This window comes from Fulvivirga sp., from assembly GCF_040220315.1.
Classification (GTDB): domain Bacteria; phylum Bacteroidota; class Bacteroidia; order Cytophagales; family Cyclobacteriaceae; genus Fulvivirga.
This window is the reverse complement of record NZ_JAVJUY010000174.1, coordinates 1-22,015: the sequence shown is the minus strand read 5'-3', so window position 1 is coordinate 22,015 and position 22,015 is coordinate 1. Positions and strand designations below refer to the sequence as shown.

The 22,015-nt window shown below is 36.5% G+C and carries 19 protein-coding genes; 11 read left to right on the top strand and 8 right to left on the bottom strand.

All coding sequences use genetic code 11. From position 1 onward, the window contains the following. Window positions 1–344 precede the first annotated feature (344 nt). The 5 genes from RLO81_RS08500 to RLO81_RS08480 all read left to right on the top strand — a co-directional run bounded on the left by RLO81_RS08500 (window position 345) and on the right by RLO81_RS08480 (window position 4,916). Window positions 345–1,388 carry a PorP/SprF family type IX secretion system membrane protein gene (locus RLO81_RS08500; protein ID WP_350110031.1) on the top strand — a complete coding sequence of 348 codons (1,044 nt, stop codon included), beginning with the start codon at window positions 345–347 and terminating at the stop codon, window positions 1,386–1,388. Between the two features lie 11 nt (window positions 1,389–1,399). Beyond that, window positions 1,400–1,750 (top strand): translation initiation factor, encoded by a 351-nt coding sequence (locus tag RLO81_RS08495; RefSeq protein ID WP_350110028.1) that lies wholly within the window; start codon window positions 1,400–1,402, stop codon window positions 1,748–1,750. A gap of 107 nt (window positions 1,751–1,857) precedes the next feature. After that, on the top strand, window positions 1,858–3,120 hold the full coding sequence (locus RLO81_RS08490) for a hypothetical protein (RefSeq protein WP_350110025.1): 1,263 nt from the start codon (window positions 1,858–1,860) through the stop codon (window positions 3,118–3,120). A gap of 31 nt (window positions 3,121–3,151) precedes the next feature. Next, window positions 3,152–4,162 carry a sensor histidine kinase gene (locus RLO81_RS08485; protein WP_350110022.1) on the top strand — a complete coding sequence of 337 codons (1,011 nt, stop codon included), beginning with the start codon at window positions 3,152–3,154 and terminating at the stop codon, window positions 4,160–4,162. A gap of 4 nt (window positions 4,163–4,166) precedes the next feature. Then, window positions 4,167–4,916, top strand: a complete 750-nt coding sequence (locus RLO81_RS08480; RefSeq protein ID WP_350110019.1) for a LytR/AlgR family response regulator transcription factor — start codon at window positions 4,167–4,169, stop codon at window positions 4,914–4,916. On the opposite strand, the gene RLO81_RS08475 is transcribed toward RLO81_RS08480, so the two are convergent. Next, complete coding sequence (locus RLO81_RS08475) at window positions 4,917–5,198, bottom strand: hypothetical protein (protein WP_350110016.1); 282 nt, start codon at window positions 5,196–5,198, stop codon at window positions 4,917–4,919. 592 nt (window positions 5,199–5,790) lie between these two features. Here RLO81_RS08475 and RLO81_RS08470 point away from each other — a divergent pair. Beyond that, a complete protein-coding gene (locus RLO81_RS08470; RefSeq protein ID WP_350110013.1) occupies window positions 5,791–7,059 on the top strand; it encodes a hypothetical protein in 1,269 nt (422 codons plus the stop codon). Between the two features lie 134 nt (window positions 7,060–7,193). Continuing rightward, the gene (gene floA, locus RLO81_RS08465; RefSeq protein WP_350110010.1) at window positions 7,194–8,117 is read left to right on the top strand and encodes a flotillin-like protein FloA; all 924 of its coding nucleotides are present in this window, start codon (window positions 7,194–7,196) and stop codon (window positions 8,115–8,117) included. A 9-nt stretch (window positions 8,118–8,126) separates the two neighbouring features. On the opposite strand, the gene RLO81_RS08460 is transcribed toward floA, so the two are convergent. From RLO81_RS08460 to RLO81_RS08440, 5 genes are all read right to left on the bottom strand, one after another. After that, entirely contained in the window at window positions 8,127–9,011 is an 885-nt protein-coding gene (locus tag RLO81_RS08460; RefSeq protein WP_350110007.1) for a Vgb family protein, read from the bottom strand. A gap of 73 nt (window positions 9,012–9,084) precedes the next feature. Further along, window positions 9,085–9,846: a LytR/AlgR family response regulator transcription factor gene (locus RLO81_RS08455; protein ID WP_350110004.1), complete on the bottom strand. Its 762-nt coding sequence runs from the start codon at window positions 9,844–9,846 to the stop codon at window positions 9,085–9,087. Next, window positions 9,846–10,895, bottom strand: a complete 1,050-nt coding sequence (locus tag RLO81_RS08450; protein WP_350110001.1) for a histidine kinase — start codon at window positions 10,893–10,895, stop codon at window positions 9,846–9,848. Before RLO81_RS08450 ends, RLO81_RS08455 begins: the two co-directional genes overlap by 1 nt. Then, window positions 10,892–11,977 carry a sensor histidine kinase gene (locus RLO81_RS08445; RefSeq protein ID WP_350109999.1) on the bottom strand — a complete coding sequence of 362 codons (1,086 nt, stop codon included), beginning with the start codon at window positions 11,975–11,977 and terminating at the stop codon, window positions 10,892–10,894. The genes RLO81_RS08450 and RLO81_RS08445 overlap by 4 nt, the downstream gene beginning before the upstream one ends. A gap of 66 nt (window positions 11,978–12,043) precedes the next feature. Beyond that, on the bottom strand, window positions 12,044–13,501 hold the full coding sequence (locus RLO81_RS08440; protein ID WP_350109996.1) for a hypothetical protein: 1,458 nt from the start codon (window positions 13,499–13,501) through the stop codon (window positions 12,044–12,046). Window positions 13,502–13,672: 171 nt separating this feature from the next. On the opposite strand from RLO81_RS08440, the gene RLO81_RS08435 reads away from it, so the two are divergent. Continuing rightward, window positions 13,673–15,040: a S41 family peptidase gene (locus RLO81_RS08435; protein ID WP_350109993.1), complete on the top strand. Its 1,368-nt coding sequence runs from the start codon at window positions 13,673–13,675 to the stop codon at window positions 15,038–15,040. Here RLO81_RS08435 and RLO81_RS08430 read toward each other — a convergent pair. Beyond that, a complete protein-coding gene (locus RLO81_RS08430) occupies window positions 15,037–15,846 on the bottom strand; it encodes a M48 family metalloprotease (RefSeq protein ID WP_350109990.1) in 810 nt (269 codons plus the stop codon). The two genes, RLO81_RS08435 and RLO81_RS08430, sit on opposite strands and share 4 nt — an antisense overlap. Before the next feature lie 121 nt (window positions 15,847–15,967). Here RLO81_RS08430 and guaA point away from each other — a divergent pair, with 121 nt between their 5' ends. Genes guaA through hemL form a run of 3 tightly spaced genes read left to right on the top strand, consistent with a single transcriptional unit; the run spans window position 15,968 to window position 20,526 of the window. Continuing rightward, window positions 15,968–17,497 (top strand): glutamine-hydrolyzing GMP synthase, encoded by a 1,530-nt coding sequence (gene guaA / locus RLO81_RS08425; RefSeq protein ID WP_350109988.1) that lies wholly within the window; start codon window positions 15,968–15,970, stop codon window positions 17,495–17,497. 13 nt (window positions 17,498–17,510) lie between these two features. Continuing rightward, window positions 17,511–19,259, top strand: coding sequence for an ABC transporter substrate-binding protein (locus RLO81_RS08420; protein ID WP_350109985.1), 1,749 nt, complete (start codon window positions 17,511–17,513; stop codon window positions 19,257–19,259). Continuing rightward, window positions 19,240–20,526: a glutamate-1-semialdehyde 2,1-aminomutase gene (gene hemL / locus RLO81_RS08415; protein WP_350110049.1), complete on the top strand. Its 1,287-nt coding sequence runs from the start codon at window positions 19,240–19,242 to the stop codon at window positions 20,524–20,526. Before RLO81_RS08420 ends, hemL begins: the two co-directional genes overlap by 20 nt. Here the strand turns inward: hemL and RLO81_RS08410 are convergent. Next, on the bottom strand, window positions 20,523–21,671 hold the full coding sequence (locus RLO81_RS08410; RefSeq protein WP_350109982.1) for a DUF3667 domain-containing protein: 1,149 nt from the start codon (window positions 21,669–21,671) through the stop codon (window positions 20,523–20,525). The two genes, hemL and RLO81_RS08410, sit on opposite strands and share 4 nt — an antisense overlap. Window positions 21,672–22,015: the final 344 nt, after the last annotated feature.

Here is a 22,015-nt window from a genome sequence, read left to right as displayed (position 1 = left end):
TTTTCTATATTTAACTGATTTAGTTGGTTCCGATTGTTTAGTTGTACATTAATTTTTTAACAACTCCAATTACTAAATTATACAATAAACGGTAAAATGCCGTTATAGCGTTCGAGTAACTTAGTTTATCCAGTGAGACAATTCCATTGTTCCATGGCCTTTGGCTGACAAAAGCGCAGCTTTGTCAGGATAAATTCTTACTAATTCTCATCTTAATGATGAGTTTTCCTTCATTAACTAACCCAATTAGGGTGAGTTAGTAAGGGATTATTTTAAATGTTACTCATGTTTTTAATAATTAAGACTTATTTTGCTATTTAGAGCAAAAAAACAGACCAATACCTATGGTTAAAAGCGTAGCTGTTTTCTTAGTATGTATGCTGTCCTTATCGTTAAAGGTAACTGGACAAGACCCCCAATTTTCGCAATTTTACTCAGCTCCACTTTACTTAAACCCTGCATTTGCAGGTGCTACCCAGCAATCACGTGTTGGAATAAACTACAGAAATCAATGGCCCTCTATCGAGGCTAATTTTGTGACTTTTTCAGCTTATTACGATACGTATCTGGAGGATATGAATAGCGGTGTTGGGTTTTTGATCATGCGTGATACAGAAGGCCAGGCAGGATTAAAATCTACGATGGTAGGCGTGCAGTATGCATACCAACTTTATTTAACCGAATGGTTAACCTTCAGGCCAGGTGTTCAGGTAGGTTTCTATAACAGAAATGTGAATTTTGCAGACCTTACTTTTGGCGACCAGTTCAACCCTGATACAGGCGAGATCGATAACCCATCAGCCGAAACGTTTGGAAACCTTTCTAAAAACTTTTTCGATTTATCTTTTGGTGGTGTCCTTTATACCAGCAACGCCTGGTTTGGAACAACAGTAAATCATATAAATACACCAAATCAGGCTTTTGAAGAAAGTGCTGATCCTAAAGAATTACCGATTAAAACTTCTTTTCATGGTGGCTATAAAGTATTATTTAAACCTGGAGTAATGGGTACTGGAATGTTTGCTAGACCACAGGAAAGAAGCTTAACGCCCACTTTTCAATATAAATCTCAAGGAGAGTTTGATCAATTAGATTTAGGGTTATACCTCACTTTGGAACCATTAATATTTGGAACATGGTACAGAGGTTTGCCAACTAAATCACTAGAAGGATTCAATAACAACGAATCGATTGTATTTCTAGTTGGTTTTACTAAGCAAGGTAAGGATGATGTGTTGAATATTGGCTACAGTTACGATTATACTATATCACAATTAGGAGCAGGTAGCGGAGGAGCACATGAAGTATCTATATCCTATTCATGGAACAACAGGGATCCGCGTAAGCCACCTAAGCACGTAATGCAAATTCCTTGTCCGGATTTTTAAACAGCAGTAAAATGGGTAGAAAAAACGATTGGAAACGAAGAGATGGGGTAGTTTACTCAACAAGTGACAACTACGATTATAGCTACGAAGGTGATGAGCAACAAGAAACACTTTCTCCCAACGAACAAAACCTTAAAGTACTTTTAGATAAAAAAGCTCGTGGCGGAAAGCAGGTTACCTTGGTGGAGGGGTTTGTTGGTTCGGAGGATGATCTGAAGGAATTAGGCAAACTTCTAAAATCTAAATGTGGTGTAGGTGGCTCTGCTAAAGATGGTGAAATACTTATCCAGGGCGACCATCGACAAAAAGTAGTTGAAATTCTACAGAAAGAAGGCTACAGAGCTAAAAAATCAGGTGGTTGAGTTGTCAGGTTCAGTCCTCTAATATCTCATTTCAGTAAGCCAAAAGTCTAGTGCATCTAATATATATGTCCGCAAAGCTCTCTTTTTCAGTTATTAGCAGTATGGAAATGATTGACAACGTAATTGATTTTGTGGAGCGAAGAAAGAAAGACATTCTTCTATTGATAGGTTTAGTGGTAGCAATGCTTATCGCCACCAGTAACTTAATGGCTCAAAATACAGAGGGGTATATGTATGGTAAGGTGTATACCAGAGATAATCAATATACCGGACAAATAAGATGGGGCGATGAAGAAGCCTACTGGCATGATCATTTCAATGCTGCCAAAATAGAAAATCCATACGGCAGAGATTTGGATAGATATAGAGAGAAGAATAACGACTCCTGGAGAGATATCGATTGGAGAATATCATCTATTTGGGAAGATAAAGCCCAGACTGTGCACCAGATTAGCTTACAATTTGGTGATATTCAAGAGATAAAAAATTATGGTGATGATCGTGTTACTGTAAAGTTAAAAAATGGGGAAGAATACAAAGTAAGTGGCAGAGGATATAACGATGTTGGTACGGAGATTCAGGTGGTAGATGCCGAGCTTGGTAAAATTGGTATTGATTGGAATAGAATGGTGAAGGTAGAATTTTTGCCTACACCTAAAAATCTTAAAGATGGTTTTGGAAAGCCTTTATTTGGAAAGGTAGAAACTTATAGAAAAGGTACGTTCGAAGGATTTATTGAGTGGGATCATGACGAACGCTTTACTTCAGAGCGCTTAGATGGTGATACTCGTGATGGTGATGTTTCAATTAATTTTGGCAATATAAAATCCATAGAAAGAAGAGGGAGTGGAAGTATGGTAAATACTAAGTCTGGCAGAGAACTTTATATGACTGGCTCCAATGATGTAAATGATGGAAACAGAGGTATTTTGATTGCGGTTGATGGAGTGGGTAAAATCGATGTGTCGTGGAGAGATTTTGTAAAAGTAGATTTTGAAGAAGCAAAAAGCTCAGGCCAGCCATATTCAAATTATACAACTCCCAGAGGATTAAAGGGGAAAGTAGTGAAATATCGTGGAGGAGAGGTCTCTGGTAAAATAGTTTTCGATTTAGACGAAACTCTAGAGGTAGAACTATTAGAAGGAAAAGATGATGAAATCGAGTATAAAATCCCATTCAGAAATATCAAGAGCATTACTCCTAAAAACTATAACTTCTCAACAGTAGTGTTGAGAAATGGCAAAGAGCTTTTGCTGGGAGATCAGCGCGATGTGTCAGCTGATAATTCCGGCTTGCTTATCTATACCGATGGGAGCAGCACGCCAGAATACGTAGAATGGAAGAATGTTACTGAAATTGTTTTTGAATAGCCTATTTTAGTGATTCAGGAAGCTCAGTCTGTTGAAAAGAATTCATTACATCCTAATTATAGTTACCTGCTTATTAGCACTAATAGGCGGATACCTTTATTACACAGATGCTCCACTGGATGTGTATTACACAGTAGGTTGGATGTTAGCCGTTCTGGCACTTTTAATTGGAGGTAATGGGCTTATTTCCTACCTCTTTGACAAAAAATTACCGTGGTTAAGGTTTGGAGCCAGAAGACTCATCGCTCATTTATTTTTAGGGGTCATCTATTCACTCATCATTATAAATGTGGCTTATCTGGCATTTAAACTATTACTAACGAATGAACCACCTACGGAAGTTCAATTGGCAGTAACCAATGCATATGGTATTGTAATTTTCATTCCACTTTTCTCTATTTACTTCAGCTTTCATTTTTTGAAATCATGGCAAAAGTCAGAATTGCAAACCGAGCAGTTCAAAAAGGAAACACTCAAGTTTCAACTTGATAATTTGAAGAGTCATTTAGATCCACATTTTTTATTCAATAACCTCAATATTCTTTCTTCTTTGATAGATTATAGCCCAAAAGAGTCGAAAGTGTTTTTGGATAAGTTCGTAGATGTTTACCGATCGATATTGAAAACTAAAGATGAAGATCTGATAGAGCTGAGAGATGAAATGGAAGTGATAGATTCCTACATCTATCTACTAAAAACGCGGTTTGAAGAAAATGTACAGTTTGAATTGAATGTAGATAAATCGGCATTAGCAAGAATGTTGCCTCCATTAACAATACAAATGCTGCTAGAAAATGCCATTAAGCATAATGTAATTAGTGAAAAACGACCGCTCAAAATATCCATTAAATCTGCAGAGGATTATCTTGTGGTAAGTAATACCCTTCACCTCAAACCCAAGGAGTTGGTGGATGAAAATGGTAGTGGTATTGAAAATATTAAAAAGCGGTATAGCCACTTTACTAATTCAGAAGTTATTGCTGATAAGGGTGAATCTGAATTTATAGTAAAGGTGCCTTTGCTGGAATTAGAAACTATTTAGACTCATGAAAGTAGTAATCATAGAAGACGAATCATTAGCCGGTAAGAAAATTGAAAGCTTACTTTCAGAAATAGATTCTACCATTAAGGTGCTTACTACCTTGAAATCGGTTGAAGGTGCTTTGGAATGGTTTAATGAAAATCCTAACCCTGATTTAGTAATTAGCGATATCCGGTTGCTTGATGGTATCAGCTTCGAAATCTTCGATCAGATCGATTATTCTAATCCGGTAATATTTACAACCGCTTATGATCAATACGCCATAAAGGCTTTTGATGTTAATAGTGTCGATTATTTACTAAAGCCTGTTCAGAAAGAAAAACTTGAAAAAGCATTGGGAAAACTAAAAAGTAACAAAAGCTCCAATGTGCCTTTTGATGAATTGATGGCCGTTATCCAGAATCAGCAGAAAGAGTATAAATCCAGGTTTATGATTAAAACAGGCCAGAAAATATTAGCTGTACCTGTTGACAAGATTGCCTATTTCTTCAGCCAGAATAAACTTACCTATATTGTTGCACAGGATGGTAAAAAGTACCCTTATGATCAAACACTAGAGGAAGTAGATCAACAAATAGACCCTAAATTATTCTTTCGGGCCAACAGAAAATATATTACCCGATTCTCATCAATTAGTGAAATACATCCCTATTTCAAAGGAAGGATCAAGATTAATCTATCTCCGGAAGCTGATGATGAAATTGTAATCAGCTCAGAGCGCACTCCGGAGTTTAAGAAGTGGTTGGATCAGTAGTTACTTAAATAGTTTACTTAGGTTTAAGCCTAAGTTAAAAGAGCCGATTACTCCAAACTCACTTCCTGAAACAGTTCTTTTTTCTATTACGGTATTATTAAAATTTCTGGTGTAATTATCTTGTTCATAAACTTGAAGTCCTAATCCTAGACTTAATCCGAAAGAAACCGTTCCGTTTCGCTGAATACCCCATACTGGCCCAATTGATAACCCTCTTCTGTTATTAAAAGCATGAGAAATACTCTCTTCACCACTTATCGATGTGAACGTATAATTGGTCATTAAAGCCAGGTAGTTGCCTGAATTGAAATCTATATTTTTATTTAATAAGGCTCGTTTTTCTAAGTTGTAATAATATCTAAACTGTGCAGTTACAAATGGTTTGATGTATAGCTCAGCGTATTTTTCTCCATTAATTTCCTCTATATAGTAATTGAACCCTAAGGCAGTATATACATACCCGTCAGATTATCAGAAAGGGGAGTTTCGTAGCTTATTCCTGGCGGTAGTAAACTTAAGCTTGTAACGTTTCGTAATTCAGGTTTTTTATTTTCCTGAGCGAATGATGTTAAACCAAAAAAAAAAATATTAATAAAGCAAGATTTTTCATAGCTGCAAATATATAATTAAAGTGTAAACAGTGTAGTCAATGAAATTCAAAAATTGCTAGAGCTCAATGTGCAGACACACAATATTATTTGATAATTATTACAAAATTATTCAGTTCTCCCTTTTCCCGATTCAGTAGTATCATAGTCCGACTCGTCAGGTTTCTATATTAATGTGTGGTTAGTCTTATCATATTTGAGTCATCAATGGCACTTTCAAGGTCATAAACTCAAAACAACAAAAGGTCAAAAAACAACAAATGATTATGAAAACGACTAACAACATTCTCGCTCTGGTTCTTGTGTTCATAGCTTCAATAGCAACGGCACAAGACCAGAGTTTTATTTATGGAAAGGTTACTACCATCGATGGTAAAACTTTTGAAGGCCCAATCAGATGGGGAAAAGAAGAGGCTTATTGGACAGATATGTTCAACACTGCCAAAGAAGAAAATGACAATCTAAAATATTTATCCAGAGATCAGATGGATGAATTGGAAGAGCGTTACTATCGTTCGCATACTAGCTGGGGAGAAAGATGGGGCGACCGTTGGGAAGACAAATTTGGCAACTGGTTTAATGTAAGATGGGAAGATGAAGACAAAAAACACCAACATCAGTTTGTTTGCCAATTCGGAGATTTAAAATCTGTCAGACCTACAGGCAGGGAAAGAGCTGAGGTGGTACTTCAAAACGGTCAAAAATTTGAAGTAGATGGTCAAGGTTATAACGATGTTGCTACTGATGTTAAAATCAGAGATAAAGAAATAGGCGAAATTAAATTGGATTGGTCAAGAATTGATATAGTGGAGTTTATGAGTACACCATCAAAACTTAACGACAAATTTGGAGAACCACTTTATGGTACGGTAGAAACGTATGGAGGAACATTTACAGGTTTCGTGCAGTGGGATCATGACGAAAGAGTGAGCACTGACAAGCTGGACGGAGACACTGAAGATGGAGATGTATCTATTGAATTTGGCAATTTAAAGTCGATTGAAAGAGAAGGGTTTAGAAGCGTTGTAGTGCTTAAGTCAGGTCGTGAAATGGAATTAAGAGGCAGCAATGATGTGAATTCTGATAATAGAGGTATTGTTGTAACCAGCGAAAAACTAGGCAGGGTGGATATTCCTTGGAGAGAATTCAAGAAAGTAACTTTTAGCTCGGTAAATGAAAAACCTAAGTCTTACGATAGCTTCAAAGATCAGAATGAGATAACAGGTACTGTCAAAACTACAGATGGTCAAACCTTAAAAGGAAAACTAATATTTGATCTTGATGAGGAGTACAACTATGAAGTAGTTCAGGGTATGAATGATGATATAGAGTACGTAATACCATTTAGAAGTATAAGCAGAATAGCTCCTAAGAATTACGATAACAGCAGCATTACTTTGAAAAATGGAGAGTCATTTACGTTAGGTGAATCTCAGGATGTGACAGACAAAAATACAGGAATATTGGTCTTCCAGGATAAAAACAACCCAACGTATGTAGTGTGGGAAAAAGTGGAAGAGGTGTCATTCAACTAGTAAACTAAGCAGTAAAAACTTAAAAGGCATGCGCTTGTGAGCGGATGCCTTTTTTGATATAAAAAAATAAGCTTAATTTGAATGAATGATTAAAAACTTAAGCTAACTTGGTTGCCTAATTTACTTACTAACTGATGGCCACAACTCTTCTTATTTATATTGTCATTGCGGCCGTTGGATTATGGCTTTTCTTCTACATTTTTCCAATTAACCTCTGGGTTACTGCTCTTTTTTCAGGTGTTAGAGTCAATTTATTCGACTTGGTTTTTATGAGATTTAGAAAAGTGTCACCCGGCCTTATCGTAAACTCCATGATTACAGCCACAAAAGCAGGAATTACTGGGGTAACTACTAATTTACTTGAAACCCATTTTCTTGCACATGGTAACTTAAGTGCCGTAATTAAGGCGTTAATTGTAGCGGATAAGGCTCAATTAAATCTTTCGTTTAAACAAGCAACAGCCATTGATTTAGCCGGTAGAGATGTACTTAATGCTGTCCAGGTGTCGGTAACTCCTTATGTGGTTATAGTGCCGTCTATAACTGGTGTATCTATTGATGGAATTCAGTTGATTGCGGAAGCGAGAGTAACGGTGAGAACCAATTTGCAAAGATTAGTAGGTGGAGCAGGCGAAGAAACCATTAAGGCCAGAGTAGGGCAGGGAATAATTTCATGCATTGGTACAACCAAGAGTTATTTAGAAGTATTAGAAAACCCTGAGAGTATCTCTAAAGCGGTATTAGCTAACGGATTGGATGCCGGTAAAGCTTATGAAATACTATCAATTGATATCGAAGATATTAATATTGGACATAACATTGGCGCAGGACTGCAAATTGATCAGGCGATTGCTGATTTAAAAATTGCCAAAGCGAAAGCGGAGGAGAAAAGAGCAATGGCCGTGGCGCTAGAGCAAGAATGGATTGCCAAAGTACAAGAAGCAAAAGCACTGGTTATTGAGGCCGAAGCGCTAGTTCCACAAGCCATGTCAGAAGCATTTAGGAAGGGGACTCTATTTGCACCACCAAAACCACTTGCACCGATAAAGAAAAAGTAGGCGGATCGATTATTTTATTCTGGCAATAACTGCATTAGGGTTTTGTAATCCTGCAGTTTTCGATTTGATTAAATCCATTACATAATTGCCTTCATAGTCAAAAAGCTTGACAGAAGAAGTTCCTCCATCGCCAATTGCAATCAAATTCTCATTTATTTCCAGTATTCCTTCTGGTTTAAGTAAGTTTTTAGGAATTAGTGTTTTAACAAGTTTACCCTGTGAATCGAATTGTTTCGCATTATCTCCTGTCCAGTCCAATACATTAAGATTTCCATGTTGATCGAACCATATATTTGTTGGACCTTGAATTTCTGTGGTAAATCTTCCCAAATCTTCCCCATCTACATCAAAATAATTAATATATCCCCCACCAAATGATGATACATAAAGTTTTCCGTCAGCATCCCAATCCATACCAATTGCTTGTGATATACCGCTAGAAGTGAATTCATCTTTAAAAGAACCATCAAGATTATATCTGGAAATGGGCTTGTTGCCATTCCATTGTGCCACATATAAATAGCCATCTTCACCTACTTTCATTCTTGTAGGACCGCTTAGGTCTACAGCAAAATCGCCTAAATACGAACCATCTGTAATTTTGTACTTTGTTATTTTGTTAGAGTTTAAATTTGAAACTAAAACTACTCCCTGATTTTCAAGAAATACAATATCCTGGGGCCAGTCAAGATTTGAATTTATATATACATCTGTCGTGTTTGAAACTGGGTCATATTTTAAAATTTTAAAGTTACCGGCAGAGAAACCAGCAGCATCACTAACAAATATTTCTATACCACTTGGAAGCAATGAGCTTAAAGAAGGACCAGATTCTTCTGAATCGCAGCTAGAAAGAATAGCCGCAGTCATTAAAACAATCAGTAAACGTTTCATATGCAGGTTGGATTTGGATTGACCAGCAATTTCAAGCAATTATGATTGATTTAAAAGCCCCGCTTTACGTGATTTATTGATCATTAAACCATTCTTTGAAAGTATTTACCTTCTCTCGGCTAACAATTATTTCCTTGTCGATTTCAATATTGGTAAAAACTTTAAGTCGGCTGTTAGAGAAAACAACCACATCAGTGATGGCTTCAATGTTTAATATGAATGACCGATTGGCTCGGTAAAAAGATTTAGGGTCAAGTAATTCATCTAGTTCTTCCAACGTATAATCAATGATGAATTTCCTATTCTCATTGGTAACAAGATATACATCTCGTCCTTCCGCATAAAAAAATGCTATGTCTTTAGTGGTTATTGACCTAATATGCTCACCCAACTTAACCATAAACCTTGTTTTAAACGCCTTTTGATGTAACTGTGATAGTACTTCATTTAAGTTTATTGGAGGGCTGGATAGGTTATTTTTTAAACTCTGGAATTTATTAATCGATTTTTCAAGATCTTGATATGTGATCGGTTTCAATAAATAATCAATACTGTTTACTTTAAATGCTTCCAAAGCGTATTCATCAAATGCTGTGGTGAATATTACAGGCTTTTGCACTTCTACCTGATCGAATATTTCAAAGCTTTTACCATCTAAAAGCTGAATATCCATAAAGATCAGGTCAATACTATCTTGATTAATTTGTAACCAGGAAACACTTTCAGATACCGTTTGGAAAATGGTTTTAACAGAAACGGGTTCAGGCAATCTTTGTAAATACCTTACAAGCTTTTCAGCTGCTGGTTTTTCATCTTCTATAATTAAAGCCTGCATTAGTTCTTAATAGTCTCAGTTTCTGTAGAAGTATTCATTTCCACTTCTAATAAAGGAATTTTAATATAATTTATGCCATAAGCACTTATTTCTATTACCGGCTTATCACTGTAAATGGAATAAGATTCCTCTAAACTCCGTTTGAAATTGTTTGTAGCATATTTTAGTTTATTGTTCTGCTTATGTTCAAGTACAATATATCTTTCTTCATTATCAAGGGTGATTTTGATGGCGAGCGGTGAATAGCTCGTAATGATGGAGTTTCGAATAATATGCTCCACTAAATTTGGCAGCGTGCCTGGAATAATAAACGTTTCCTTCATATCTTCCCCTAATTCAGATACCAACGATATTGCATTCTGATTTTTCTTTTGAAGTAAATAAACAATTGATTCAGCAGCTATTAAATCTTCTTTAATGGTAACAAACTCCACTTTTCTATGGCTTAAAATATAGCGATATACTAATGATAGTTGGTCTATGTAGTCGTCAGTTTCTTCTACATTTTTGTGAGCCAGTGTTATCAGGGTTTCTAGACAATCATATAAAAGATCCGGATTTACTTCATTCTTAAACTGATTGAATTCACTCTCCAATGATTCAGTTAAAAGCCGTTCTTCCAGGAGCCTGTTTTTATTCTGCTTATGCAAATAAACCTGGCTAACGAATAGAAGATTATATAGTAAGCTAAAAAAGCCAAATGTAGTATTGAAAATTAAAAGTTGATTGTCTGCTATGCTAAATTCTAAGACAAACTTAAAATAGGCAGAAACTGATGCTGCTGTGATGAACACCCCTGTTAGAGTACTTAGAAAGATAAATAGGGGTAAGCTTTTAATGTATTTCTGAAAGGTAAAAGAAAAAAGTCTTAATGCTTCAAACACCAGGTAAGCAATACCAATACACACATATACTTCCTGCCCAATAAATATATCACTTAGGTTGCTAACCTCATTATTCAATAAAAGTATCAGCAGATAGATCACTATACCCGTAAATGGCGGTATCAGTAACCTAAAGAAGCCGTTATAAATGATTAACGTCTTCATTGGACTTGTTTATCAGCGTTTTTAACAACGGGCAATGCAACAGAATATTTATGGTTATTACTTATTCTGATTTTATCTTTTGTAAGATACTCATACCGCTTTTCGATGTTTTGAAGACCAACGTGAAATGAGTTTACATTTGATGGAGTTGTTGTTTTAGTATTAATAACATTGAGATGAGTGTTATCTGTCGTTCCAATATAAATATGAAGGGGTTCAGATTCGGTGATAACATTATGTTTTACGGCATTCTCTACAAGCATTTGAAGAGTTATGGGTGGTATTTTCGAATCCATAATGCTTGATGGAATATTAATATCCAATTTTAAATTACTTTGAAATCTTACCTGAAGTAAGTAGTTGTATGATTTAACAAAGTCGATTTCTTCTTGCAGTGATACATACTTCTTGTTGTTATTTTTAAGTATGTATTGGTAAGTGTTGGCCAACCTTCTAATAAAATCTTCAGCCATGTTTGCATCTTTAAATACGAGTGAGGAGATGGTGTTTAAACAATTGAACAAATAATGTGGGCTCAGCTGACTTTTTAGCGTCTCAAATTGCAACTCCAAATAGTTACGTTGGGCTTTGGCGCTCTCAACTTGCGAAAAGGTATAATGGAAGTATGAGTAAAAAGCGAAGTTGAAAATCGTAAATATCACTACTGATATGAGTAAGATAATGGAGAGCTTGCTGATGAAGTCTGTATTAATTTTTATGGAACTCATTAAGTTGTTCTCAAAAAGACCCAGTTCATTACAGAAAAAACCAACAACAAATACGGCTGAATAAGTAGTGAAAATATTAAGCAACAAGCCGGATGTGAGTCTCACTGATAAGTTGTTTATCCAGCTTATCCGTTTATCTAACAATTTGTTAGTAAAGATTAAGGCCAGCCCAATGATGTTTGCATTAATGACGAAATAAAATAACCACAAATAAGTATTCGTTAGATCAGGCAGTGTGGCCGTTTCGCTGTAGTATAAGAAATAGAAAACGGCAATTCCACTTATAGAACTAACCAGCAAACTAATTCTTAGTTTCTTAATGAGTGTCACCAGCTTTGAAAGAGATAGTCGCATGCCAGGCTTAAATTAGTCATTATTCTTATGACTGTGAAGCCCGGCATGCTGGGTTGTTATTAAGAGTTAATTAATGGCTTTAACTGTTCTGCCATAGTAAGTGTCGGAACTAATAGATTTTGCTGCACTTCTGTAGGCAGATTTTACTTCTTCATCAGCGTTTCTTACCTGACTCGCCAAAGATTGCAATGCTTCAGAAGCGTAATAATCGCTATCAATGCTTTCACAAGCTTTTATTAATTCAATCAGAGCCGCTTTTTCATAATTTGAATTTTTCGCTCCATCTTTTATCACCTCACAGGCATAATTAGAAGACCCCATGTTACTAATTGTATTAGCTACTTCTTTAATCGCATCAAGCGGAAGTTGTTGGCTCTTTAACATATTAGAAAGTACGGCTGCTTTATAGTAATCAGAACTCATATGCTCATCGAGCAATTCAGCGACCATCTTAGATGTAACACCTTTCACATTATTACTCAGCATATCTTCTAAAACTTCAGCCATATAATAGTCTGAGTTAATAGAGCCAATAGCATTTACAATTGAGTTAAACGATTTGTCGGACAAACCTCTGGTTTTCATTGCCTTGCTTAATACCTGTGCTTGATAGTAATCAGAGTCAATATCATCCGTAGAGCTAATAATTAAACTTATTCTGTAGTCGTTCAGGTTATTCATATCAAGTGCTTCTTCCAGCACTGTTGCATGATAATAATCGGAGCCAATGTTACTCGATGCTTCAACTATTTTGGCCAAAAGCTCGTCAGTAATTTCAACATCTTTTAGAGCACCGGTGTAGATTGTAGATGCGTAGTAGTCGCTATCAATTCTCGAGGCAGCCTCAAAATAGGCCATGCTTAATTCTTTATCTTTAATAAACCGGTCTGCCACATCTTTTAACAAAGAGGATTTGTAGTAATCAGAAGAAATTTCTTTGCATAACTCCACAAGGCTATTCTTCAACTGATCTTTGGAAAGGTCTTTTCTGTTCAGAAGCAGTTTTCCATAAACATTTTGTACGTGATTGCCGTCAAGCCTGGAAATTTCATTCATTACAGCTCGCACGCCACCCTGATTGAAATATCGATTTATTCTATCCTCAGCGGCAATAGGGCTGGACCTTACAATGTCTGGGAGAATTTCAGCTAACCATTTTTTTCCATCCGGTTCAAAAGCAACTTTTTGCCTGCCTTCATAATACTCTTTTACCAGCTTGCCTTCCTTTTTTTCGATAACAATGGCGCGCTTACTTCCAAAGGTTGTTTTACTAATTTCTAGATAGCCACCTGCAGAAATATCAGTAACGTCAGTGTCAGAATCATTCACTTTAATTTCGCCACGATACTCAAGTTCGAAACTTTTGAGTCCGCTGAATGAAACGGACTTGGAGTGGTACTTGCCACTTCGTGAATCAGCGTCATATTTTTCTGACTCATGAATTGTTAATTGTCCGTAACTCTGGTTGACCGCCAGAATTAGTACAAGACCTATTAGTTTGAGTTTTTGACCTAATGTGTTCATGTTGTTATTGTTGTTTTATCATCAGTACGATACAATGATCTTGTTTTGTTGCCACACATTATAATTAGATGTAGTGAAGTGTAGAATTAATGTATTGAACTGTAGGCCGCTTACCGATCAAATAAAAATCCCAACCCAATACCTCTTTTTTCGTGAATAGCCAGCATGAAAGTGAAAGCATTTTATTGTTCCGTGATATTACTATTGGTAACAATAGGCTGTGAAAGTCCGGCACAAAAGTTAAGTCCAGAAGAATATGAAGAGGATATTGAATATCTGAAATTGAATTTGGAGAAATATCATGCTGGCTTATATCTGCATCAATCCAAAGAGGAATTTAATACTATTAGCAATCGAATAGCTTCAAACTATATTAATGGAAGTTATGTAGAACTAGTACAGAACATTACAGCTCTTACAGCAGCAGTTAAGTGTGGTCATACAAGAATGAGAATGCCGCCAGCCATTTCTGATTCGATTTTTTCTACATTTCGATATTTACCTTTTAATGTAAAATACTTGAGTGATCGGTTATTTATTGCCAAAAGTTTAATTGATGGAATAAATAGAGGCGATGAAATATTGTCAATCAATGGAAAAACCATTTCTGAAATTAACAATCTCATTTTTCCTCATGTAGCATCCGATGGTAATAACCTCACAGGTAAGTTCAGGTCTACGGAAGTTCTTTTCCGATATCGATACCCATTGTATGTGGAGCCAACCGTGACTCATTACCAAGTCTTATTAATTGATGGCAATGGAGATGAACTAAAGAAGGAATTTCCGGGGTTCACTATGGAAGAAGTGACCGCGCTATTTGAAAGCAATAGCAATGAACCTGAACTGTCATTAAATAATCATGGAGCATATAGCATTTTAAGAATTTCAACCTTTGGAAGCAGTGAGCTGAATTCTGCCGGTTATGACTATTACGATTTCTTGGATGAAGCATTTAAGAAGATTCAATCGCAAAATGTTGAGAATTTGATTTTGGACCTTCGTGATAATGGCGGTGGAGATGATAACTATGGCGCTAAATTAGTTTCCTATTTAATGAATAAAGATTTCAATTACTTTGAATCGATAACTGTAACAGAAGATTATAGCGGCTATGGTAGAATTGCAAATCGTGATGGCAAGCGTTTAATGACTTCCCATAAAGGATTATCTACTTGGAAGCCTGATAAGAATGCTTTTATAGGCAATTTGTATATATTAATTAATGGCAATAGCTTTTCAACTTGTGCGGATGTTGTTTCTGTATTACACCATAATGGAAGAGGCCTATTAATTGGAGAGGAAACAGGCGGTGGCTATAATGGCAATACCAGTGGCAGCACAGATAGAATAACCTTACCAAATTCCAAGATAGAAGTGGCCATACCTATGTGGTGTTATAAAACAGCTAATGGATATGACACTTTTCAACATCATGGCGCAATGCCACATAAAAAAGTAATCCCTTCCAGAAAACAATTCATAGAAGGGATTGATGCTGAGTTGAGTGTAGCTCAAGAATTAATCAACAATAATTAAGGTAAACTAGCTTGAAAATCTGCATATCCTGAATTTACCAGTAAATCTGTATCACACGAAAGAGTTTGTGCCTTGGCGACAATATCCGCTATACGAGTATCAGGGCTAGGATGTGTACTTAAAAACTCAGGAGTACCACCAGTTTGTCCTGAATCCTCTAATTTTTGGAAGAAATTTTTAACTCCATCGCAGGCATATATGGTATTGGCGTTGTATTCAACTGCTCTTGCGTCTGACTCTGATTCAAATTCCCTACTGAAACTTAATCCTGCTACAGAACCCGCCACCTGGCCAGCTATTGTAGCCAACTGACTCGCATTCTCTCCTAAAATGATGCTTAACAAGATTTGAACTCCATATTGTTTTTGCAGATTTCTACTTGTGTGTCTTAAATCAGCATGCGCAATTTCATGCCCAATTACACCTGCAAGATCATCAGCATTGTCGAGATATTTTATCAAACCAGTATATACATAAATATACCCTCCTGGCGTAGCAAACGCGTTCAATACATCACCTTCAAGTAATGTTACTTCCCAAACAAATTCTTCTCTGTAGGCCACATCACCATTATCTAAAATCTCAAGTACCATAGCATCTAAATAACTGTAAGCCTCTGGGTAATCAGCCCGCGCCATTTTAACATACTGTGGGTCATTATTTATTTGCTCTGCTACCTGTGCTCCTAAATCAATATCATTTTGCACCGAGAAAAGGACCAAATTATTATTTTCATCGCAGGCACTAAACAAAATCATGCCGCACAGAACAATAGCACTAAGTGAGTATCGAAATATCTTTATCATAACATCAAATTTAATTCATTTGCAAAGGTATTGAAAGCACTAAACAAATATTGATCCAACATCATGGTTTTTATTGTTAGTAATTAATAGTATTTCTTAGTGAGCATACTATTTTTGCAACATGGCCGAGCAAATACTTATCCTTGATTTTGGCTCACAATATACCCAACTGATCGCTCGTAGGGTAAGAGAGCTCAATGTTTACTGCGAAATTCATCCCTACAATAACATCCCGGAGTTAACCGATGATGTGAAAGGTGTGATATTATCAGGTAGTCCGTGTTCTGTGAGACAAGAAGATGCACCTGACATTGATCTTAACTTATTCAAGAAAAAGGTGCCTTTATTGGGTGTTTGCTACGGGGCACAACTAATGGCTCAAAAGGGTGGAGGCAAGGTATTACCTTCTAAAATCAGAGAGTACGGTCGTGCTAAATTAGCCAAGCTAGATCAGCACAATGAATTGATGAAAGAAATAGCCATTGATTCTGTAGTCTGGATGTCGCATAGCGATACCATTGCAGAGCTTCCTGAAAACTTTAAAGTTATTGCCAGCACATCCTCGGTAGAAGTTGCTGCTTTCAAGGTGGATGGTGAAGAAACGTATGGCATTCAGTTTCACCCAGAAGTAACACATTCGGCTCAAGGGAAAGAGCTATTACGAAATTTTGTGGTTCATATTGCAGGTTGCGCGCAAGATTGGACTCCAGACATTTTTGTTGAATCCACTGTAGAAGAATTAAAGGCCAAACTCGGTAATGATAAAGTAGTAATGGGCTTATCAGGTGGAGTTGACTCTTCTGTAGCAGCCACGTTGATCCATCAAGCAATCGGGAAAAATCTTTATTGCATATTCGTGGATAATGGCTTGTTAAGAAAGAATGAGTTTGAAGATGTACTTGATTCTTACAAGCACATGGGCCTAAATGTGAAGGGAGTTGATGCTAAACAGAAATTCTACGATGCCTTAAAAGATATAACGGATCCGGAAGCTAAAAGAAAGGCTATTGGAAGAGTATTTATTGAGGTGTTTGATGATGAGTCACATAAAATTGATGGCGTTAAATGGTTAGGTCAGGGAACAATATATCCTGATGTTATTGAGTCTGTTTCTGTAAAGGGACCTTCAGCGACTATTAAATCTCATCATAATGTAGGTGGTTTACCTGATTTTATGAAATTGAAGGTTGTGGAGCCCCTTAATACTTTATTTAAGGATGAAGTGAGGTTGGTAGGTAAAACGCTGGAAATAGATGATGCCATCCTGGGTAGACATCCATTCCCAGGGCCCGGTTTAGGTATAAGAATACTAGGAGATATAACACCTGAGAAAGTAAGAATATTACAAGAAGTAGATCATTTATTTATTAATGGCCTTAAAAAAGCCGGCTTATATGATGATGTTTGGCAGGCAGGGGCAATGCTCTTACCAATCAACTCGGTGGGTGTTATGGGAGATGAAAGAACTTACGAACAAGTGGTAAGCCTCAGAGCAGTAACAAGTGTAGATGGCATGACAGCAGATTGGTGTCACTTGCCTTACGAGTTTCTTGCAGATATTTCTAATGACATAATAAATGGAGTAAAAGGAGTAAATAGAGTGGTTTATGATATAAGTTCTAAACCACCTGCCACAATCGAATGGGAATAATCAATCAGATTTAATGAAGTTTATCTACACACTACTTGTCGGGCTAATATTTTCACATTTTGTTGCAGCACAAACCACCAGCTGGCAGCAGCAATACCTTAATGCGAAGGATTTTTATAAAGGCGGAAAGTATGCCCTGGCAATGGAGGCGTTCAAACCCATAATCGAATCAGAAGAAAATGCATTCAGTGCGTATTCTTCATTTTACTATGCTCTGGCTGCTTACCACAATGGCTATAAACCATTAAGCAAAGACATGCTGCTTCAGGTAAAAGCTAAATATCCAAAGTGGAGCAGAAATGATGAAGTAAACTATTGGCTTGGCCTTATCTATTTTGAAGAGCAGTCATATAATCAGGGGTTAAATGTGCTTTCCGAGATTGAAGATGAGCGGGTGAAGGAAGATGTTAAAGCACTGAAATACAACTTCTATTCAAAAATTGAAACGATAGAAGAGCTTAAATCACTGTTCAAAAATAATGGTGAAGACAGGCTTCTTGGCTATTTATTAGCTAAAAGAATTTCGCAAGAAACGCTTGTTAATCAAGATCAGAAATTGCTGAGAGAAATAATTGAGCAATTTGATTTAAATCCGGCAGAATTTAATGCTATTGAAGTTCAGAAAACAGTTTTCAAGGATTCATACAAGGTAGCGGTTCTGCTTCCATTTATGACCTCAGATTTGGAACCTAACTTAAAGAGAAAGGTCAATCAGTTTGTGCTTGATTTATATCAGGGAATTCAATTGGCTGCTGATACGCTCAAAACTGAAAAAATAAACATAGAACTATATGCTTATGATACAAAAAGAAGTAAGCGCGTAACGAAAGAGATTGTTGGTAAAGAAGAACTAAAGGGGATGGATCTGATAATCGGCCCTTTGTTTTCGGAGCCAATAGCTGTTGTTAATGAGTTTGCCTACAAACGTAAAATCAATGTGATTAACCCGCTTTCTTCAAATTCTGGGGTGATTGGCCAAAACCCGTTTGCCTTTTTGTTTTTCCCAAGTAATGAGACTGTTGGCCGTTTAAGTGCCGAGTTTGTGAGTAAAAATGTTAAAAACAAATCTGGTATTATTCTCTATGAAGACAACCCTAATGATTCGGCCATGGCTTTTGCCTACAAGCAGCGAATAATGGCTGATAGCATCAAAATCATAAGAACTAAAAGAATTAAAAAGGACAGTTCAAGGCTTATTTTGGATATGCTTTTAATTCCAGATGCCAAATTACGAGATGCATCAACTGAGGATGCCAAAGAAGCGTATGAAATAAAGCTAGACAGTGTTGGGCATATCTTCGTAGCCTCAAGTAATGATTTAATTTCTTCAAAGGTGCTGAGTGCAGTTGAAACGAGAGGAGATTCTATTGTAGTAATTGGCTCTTCAGAGTGGCTTAATCTACCAGTGATTAAGTATGATACTTATTTCAAATTAGGCTGTATGCTGTATGCTCCTAATTATAATAGAGAAGATAGTCCTGAATATCGAGCATTTAGAAAAGGGTATATAAGAAGACACAAAGAAATTCCTGGAAAGTATGCTGAAATAGGATACGAATTAATGCAGCTAATGGGCAGAGGGCTGAATAGACATGGTAAATATTTTCAGTTAGGCTGGAGAGACGAAGGTTTTGTGGAAGGACATTTAACAGCAGGATTTAACTACACCAATTCTAATGATAATTTAGTATTGCCTTTACTTCAGTTTGATGAAGGACAGATAAAAATGGTTTTAGCGGATGATGAAAATAGAAAAAAGTAAATCACTTTTTAATAAAGCAAATAATTTTATACCTGGTGGGGTTAACTCACCGGTACGGGCTTTTAAAGCCGTTGGAGGAGATCCACTTTTTATTAAATCAGCAAAAGGAGCTTATTTATTTGACGAAGATGGAAATAAATACATAGAGCTAATCAATTCATGGGGGCCGATGATTTTGGGACATGCCAATGAAATGATTGAGGAAGCCGTTAAAAAAACGTTATCTAATTCATTTTCTTTTGGTGCACCAACAAAGGCCGAAGTTGAAATGGCAGAGTTGATTACCCAAATGGTGCCTTCTATTGAGAAGGTGCGTATGGTTAATAGCGGCACAGAAGCTACCATGTCTGCCGTAAGATTAGCGCGAGGATTTACCGGTAGAAACAAAATCATAAAATTTGAAGGGTGTTACCATGGGCATGGAGATTCATTCTTAATTGCTGCGGGTAGTGGTGTAGCCACAATGGGTTCACCAGATAGTCCCGGGGTGACACAAGGCACTGCAAATGATACGCTGACTGCACCCTACAACAATCTGGAATCTGTTATAACACTTGTTGAGCAAAATAAAGAGCAAGTTGCAGCTATTATTATAGAGCCAGTAGCCGGAAATATGGGCTGTGTGCTTCCTAAAGAAGGCTTTTTAGAAGGATTAAGAAAGCTCTGCGATGAAAACGGAATCGTACTCATTTTCGATGAAGTAATGACTGGTTTTAGACTGGCTAAAGGCGGTGCACAAGAAGTATTTAATGTGATCCCCGATTTAACAACGCTTGGTAAAATCATTGGTGGTGGCATGCCTGTTGGTGCATATGGCGGTAAAAAGGAGATTATGGATTATGTTTCTCCAGCTGGGCCAGTATATCAGGCAGGAACTTTGTCAGGTAATCCAATTGCCATGGCTGCTGGCTTAGCAATGCTACATTATCTTAACGATAATCCAGATGTTTATACACATATAGCCCAGGCAACTGAAAATATTGAAAAGGGCTACCAGAAAACATTGAGCAAGCTAGGGAAACCTTACACTATGAACAGAATCGGCTCAATGATTAGTTTGTTCTTCACAAACAAAAAGGTCACCAATTTCGAAGAAGCTAAATCATGCGACACTGAATTGTTTGGTAAGTACTTTAGGCAAATGCTAAACAATGGGATTTATCTTGCTCCATCGCAATTCGAATCATTGTTTATCTCAACTTCAATTACTGTAGACATTGTGGATAAAATTGTAGCAGCTAACGAAAGCTCGCTGAAAGTAATCTAATAAATCAGGAGTGATATAATCATCTCTGCTATAAAGAAGATGAAAATAAAGACTATGTATATCGAGCCAGTCATTAAGAATTTGGCGATTGTCTTCATCCATTTTTGCTGATAAACCCGCTTGAATGAAAATAAAGCATAGAGCGTTACTAAAATAAAGCTGATGGCAAAAGGCAGCACTCTATAGTCTTCATTTTCAATAATCATAGAGATCAATATTAGGCTTATTCCATAGAAAAAATAGGCAAACGAATGCAGGTGTAATGCATGAATAATGTGTTTGATATACAACTGATCTTTTTGTCTGATATACAGAATTTTTAGTATCAGGGCAAATAGCGGAATTAAGATGAGCATCATTAAGGGTAAGTTTTTTAGTATAAAACCAGCCACAACTTCTTTATCAGACCTAACCACCCGAATTGATTGACGAGCAAGCAACTCATCCCAAAAAGTAAGTTCTTTCAATTGGAGTGAATCAAACAGTTGATCGTTGCTTACTTCTTTATCATATTTATATTTATCAAGGAGTTCAAAATCAATCCGGTCTAAAATAAAATCGTCATCCTCAGTTTCAATATTCATTAAACCTTCGCTTGATTTACTCCTTTTATCTTTTGAAGTCCTTGAATGTTGGATAGAATCACTTTTTACATTCTCATCAGTATCAGAGTAGCCCGTCTTATTTTTAAGATAGTTCTTTTTATCTCGTAATCTTTGAAGAGAGTCGGCCGTTAGCCCCAGTTTTGCCAATTCCAGGCTATCTGTAGCCGATATTTCCTTTTTAGTATTCGTAGTTATTACCTCATTGTCTTCCTCAGCGATCATGTTCTGCCCTACCTTAGAAACTATGAAGAAATAAAATATGCTAATGATCAGGTATAAGCGCACCGGATGGGCATAACTTACTCGCTTGCCTTCTATGTATTTATTAGTTAGCCAACCCGGCTTTATCAGAAATGGCTTTATGGATTTTCCAAACCGTGAATCAATGGCCAGATATGTATTGAAGAAATCACCAAGTAAGGTTCTGAACGAAACATTATTATCATTATTCTCCTGACCGCATTTAGGGCAATAGTTGTAGATGCCGTCAAGGCTAGCTCCACAATTCAGGCAGTTGTTTGTTTTTCTTCTAATCTTCATTTGCTGTGGCGAACCAAAAGAATTAATAAATAGGGTGACCTAAACTGTGAATTAAGCATTAATCCTTGAATTATACACTTATAAATGAGCTAATTGATGAAATTATACCATCTTTAGTACATGAAATATTGTTGTAATGCAATTTTTATTATTTTTATACTTTAGAACGTTACAGTCTAAGTTTCTTGGATTGCATTTTTTAAATTTGAGGCCGTGAAGTATCAACACTATTTTTTAATCATTTGCCTGTTTTGTATCAGCCAAGCCAACGCGCAAAGCAGAGCTGATAAGAATCCAGTTACGTACGAAGAATTATATGATGAGCCCTATGCTATCAATAAGCT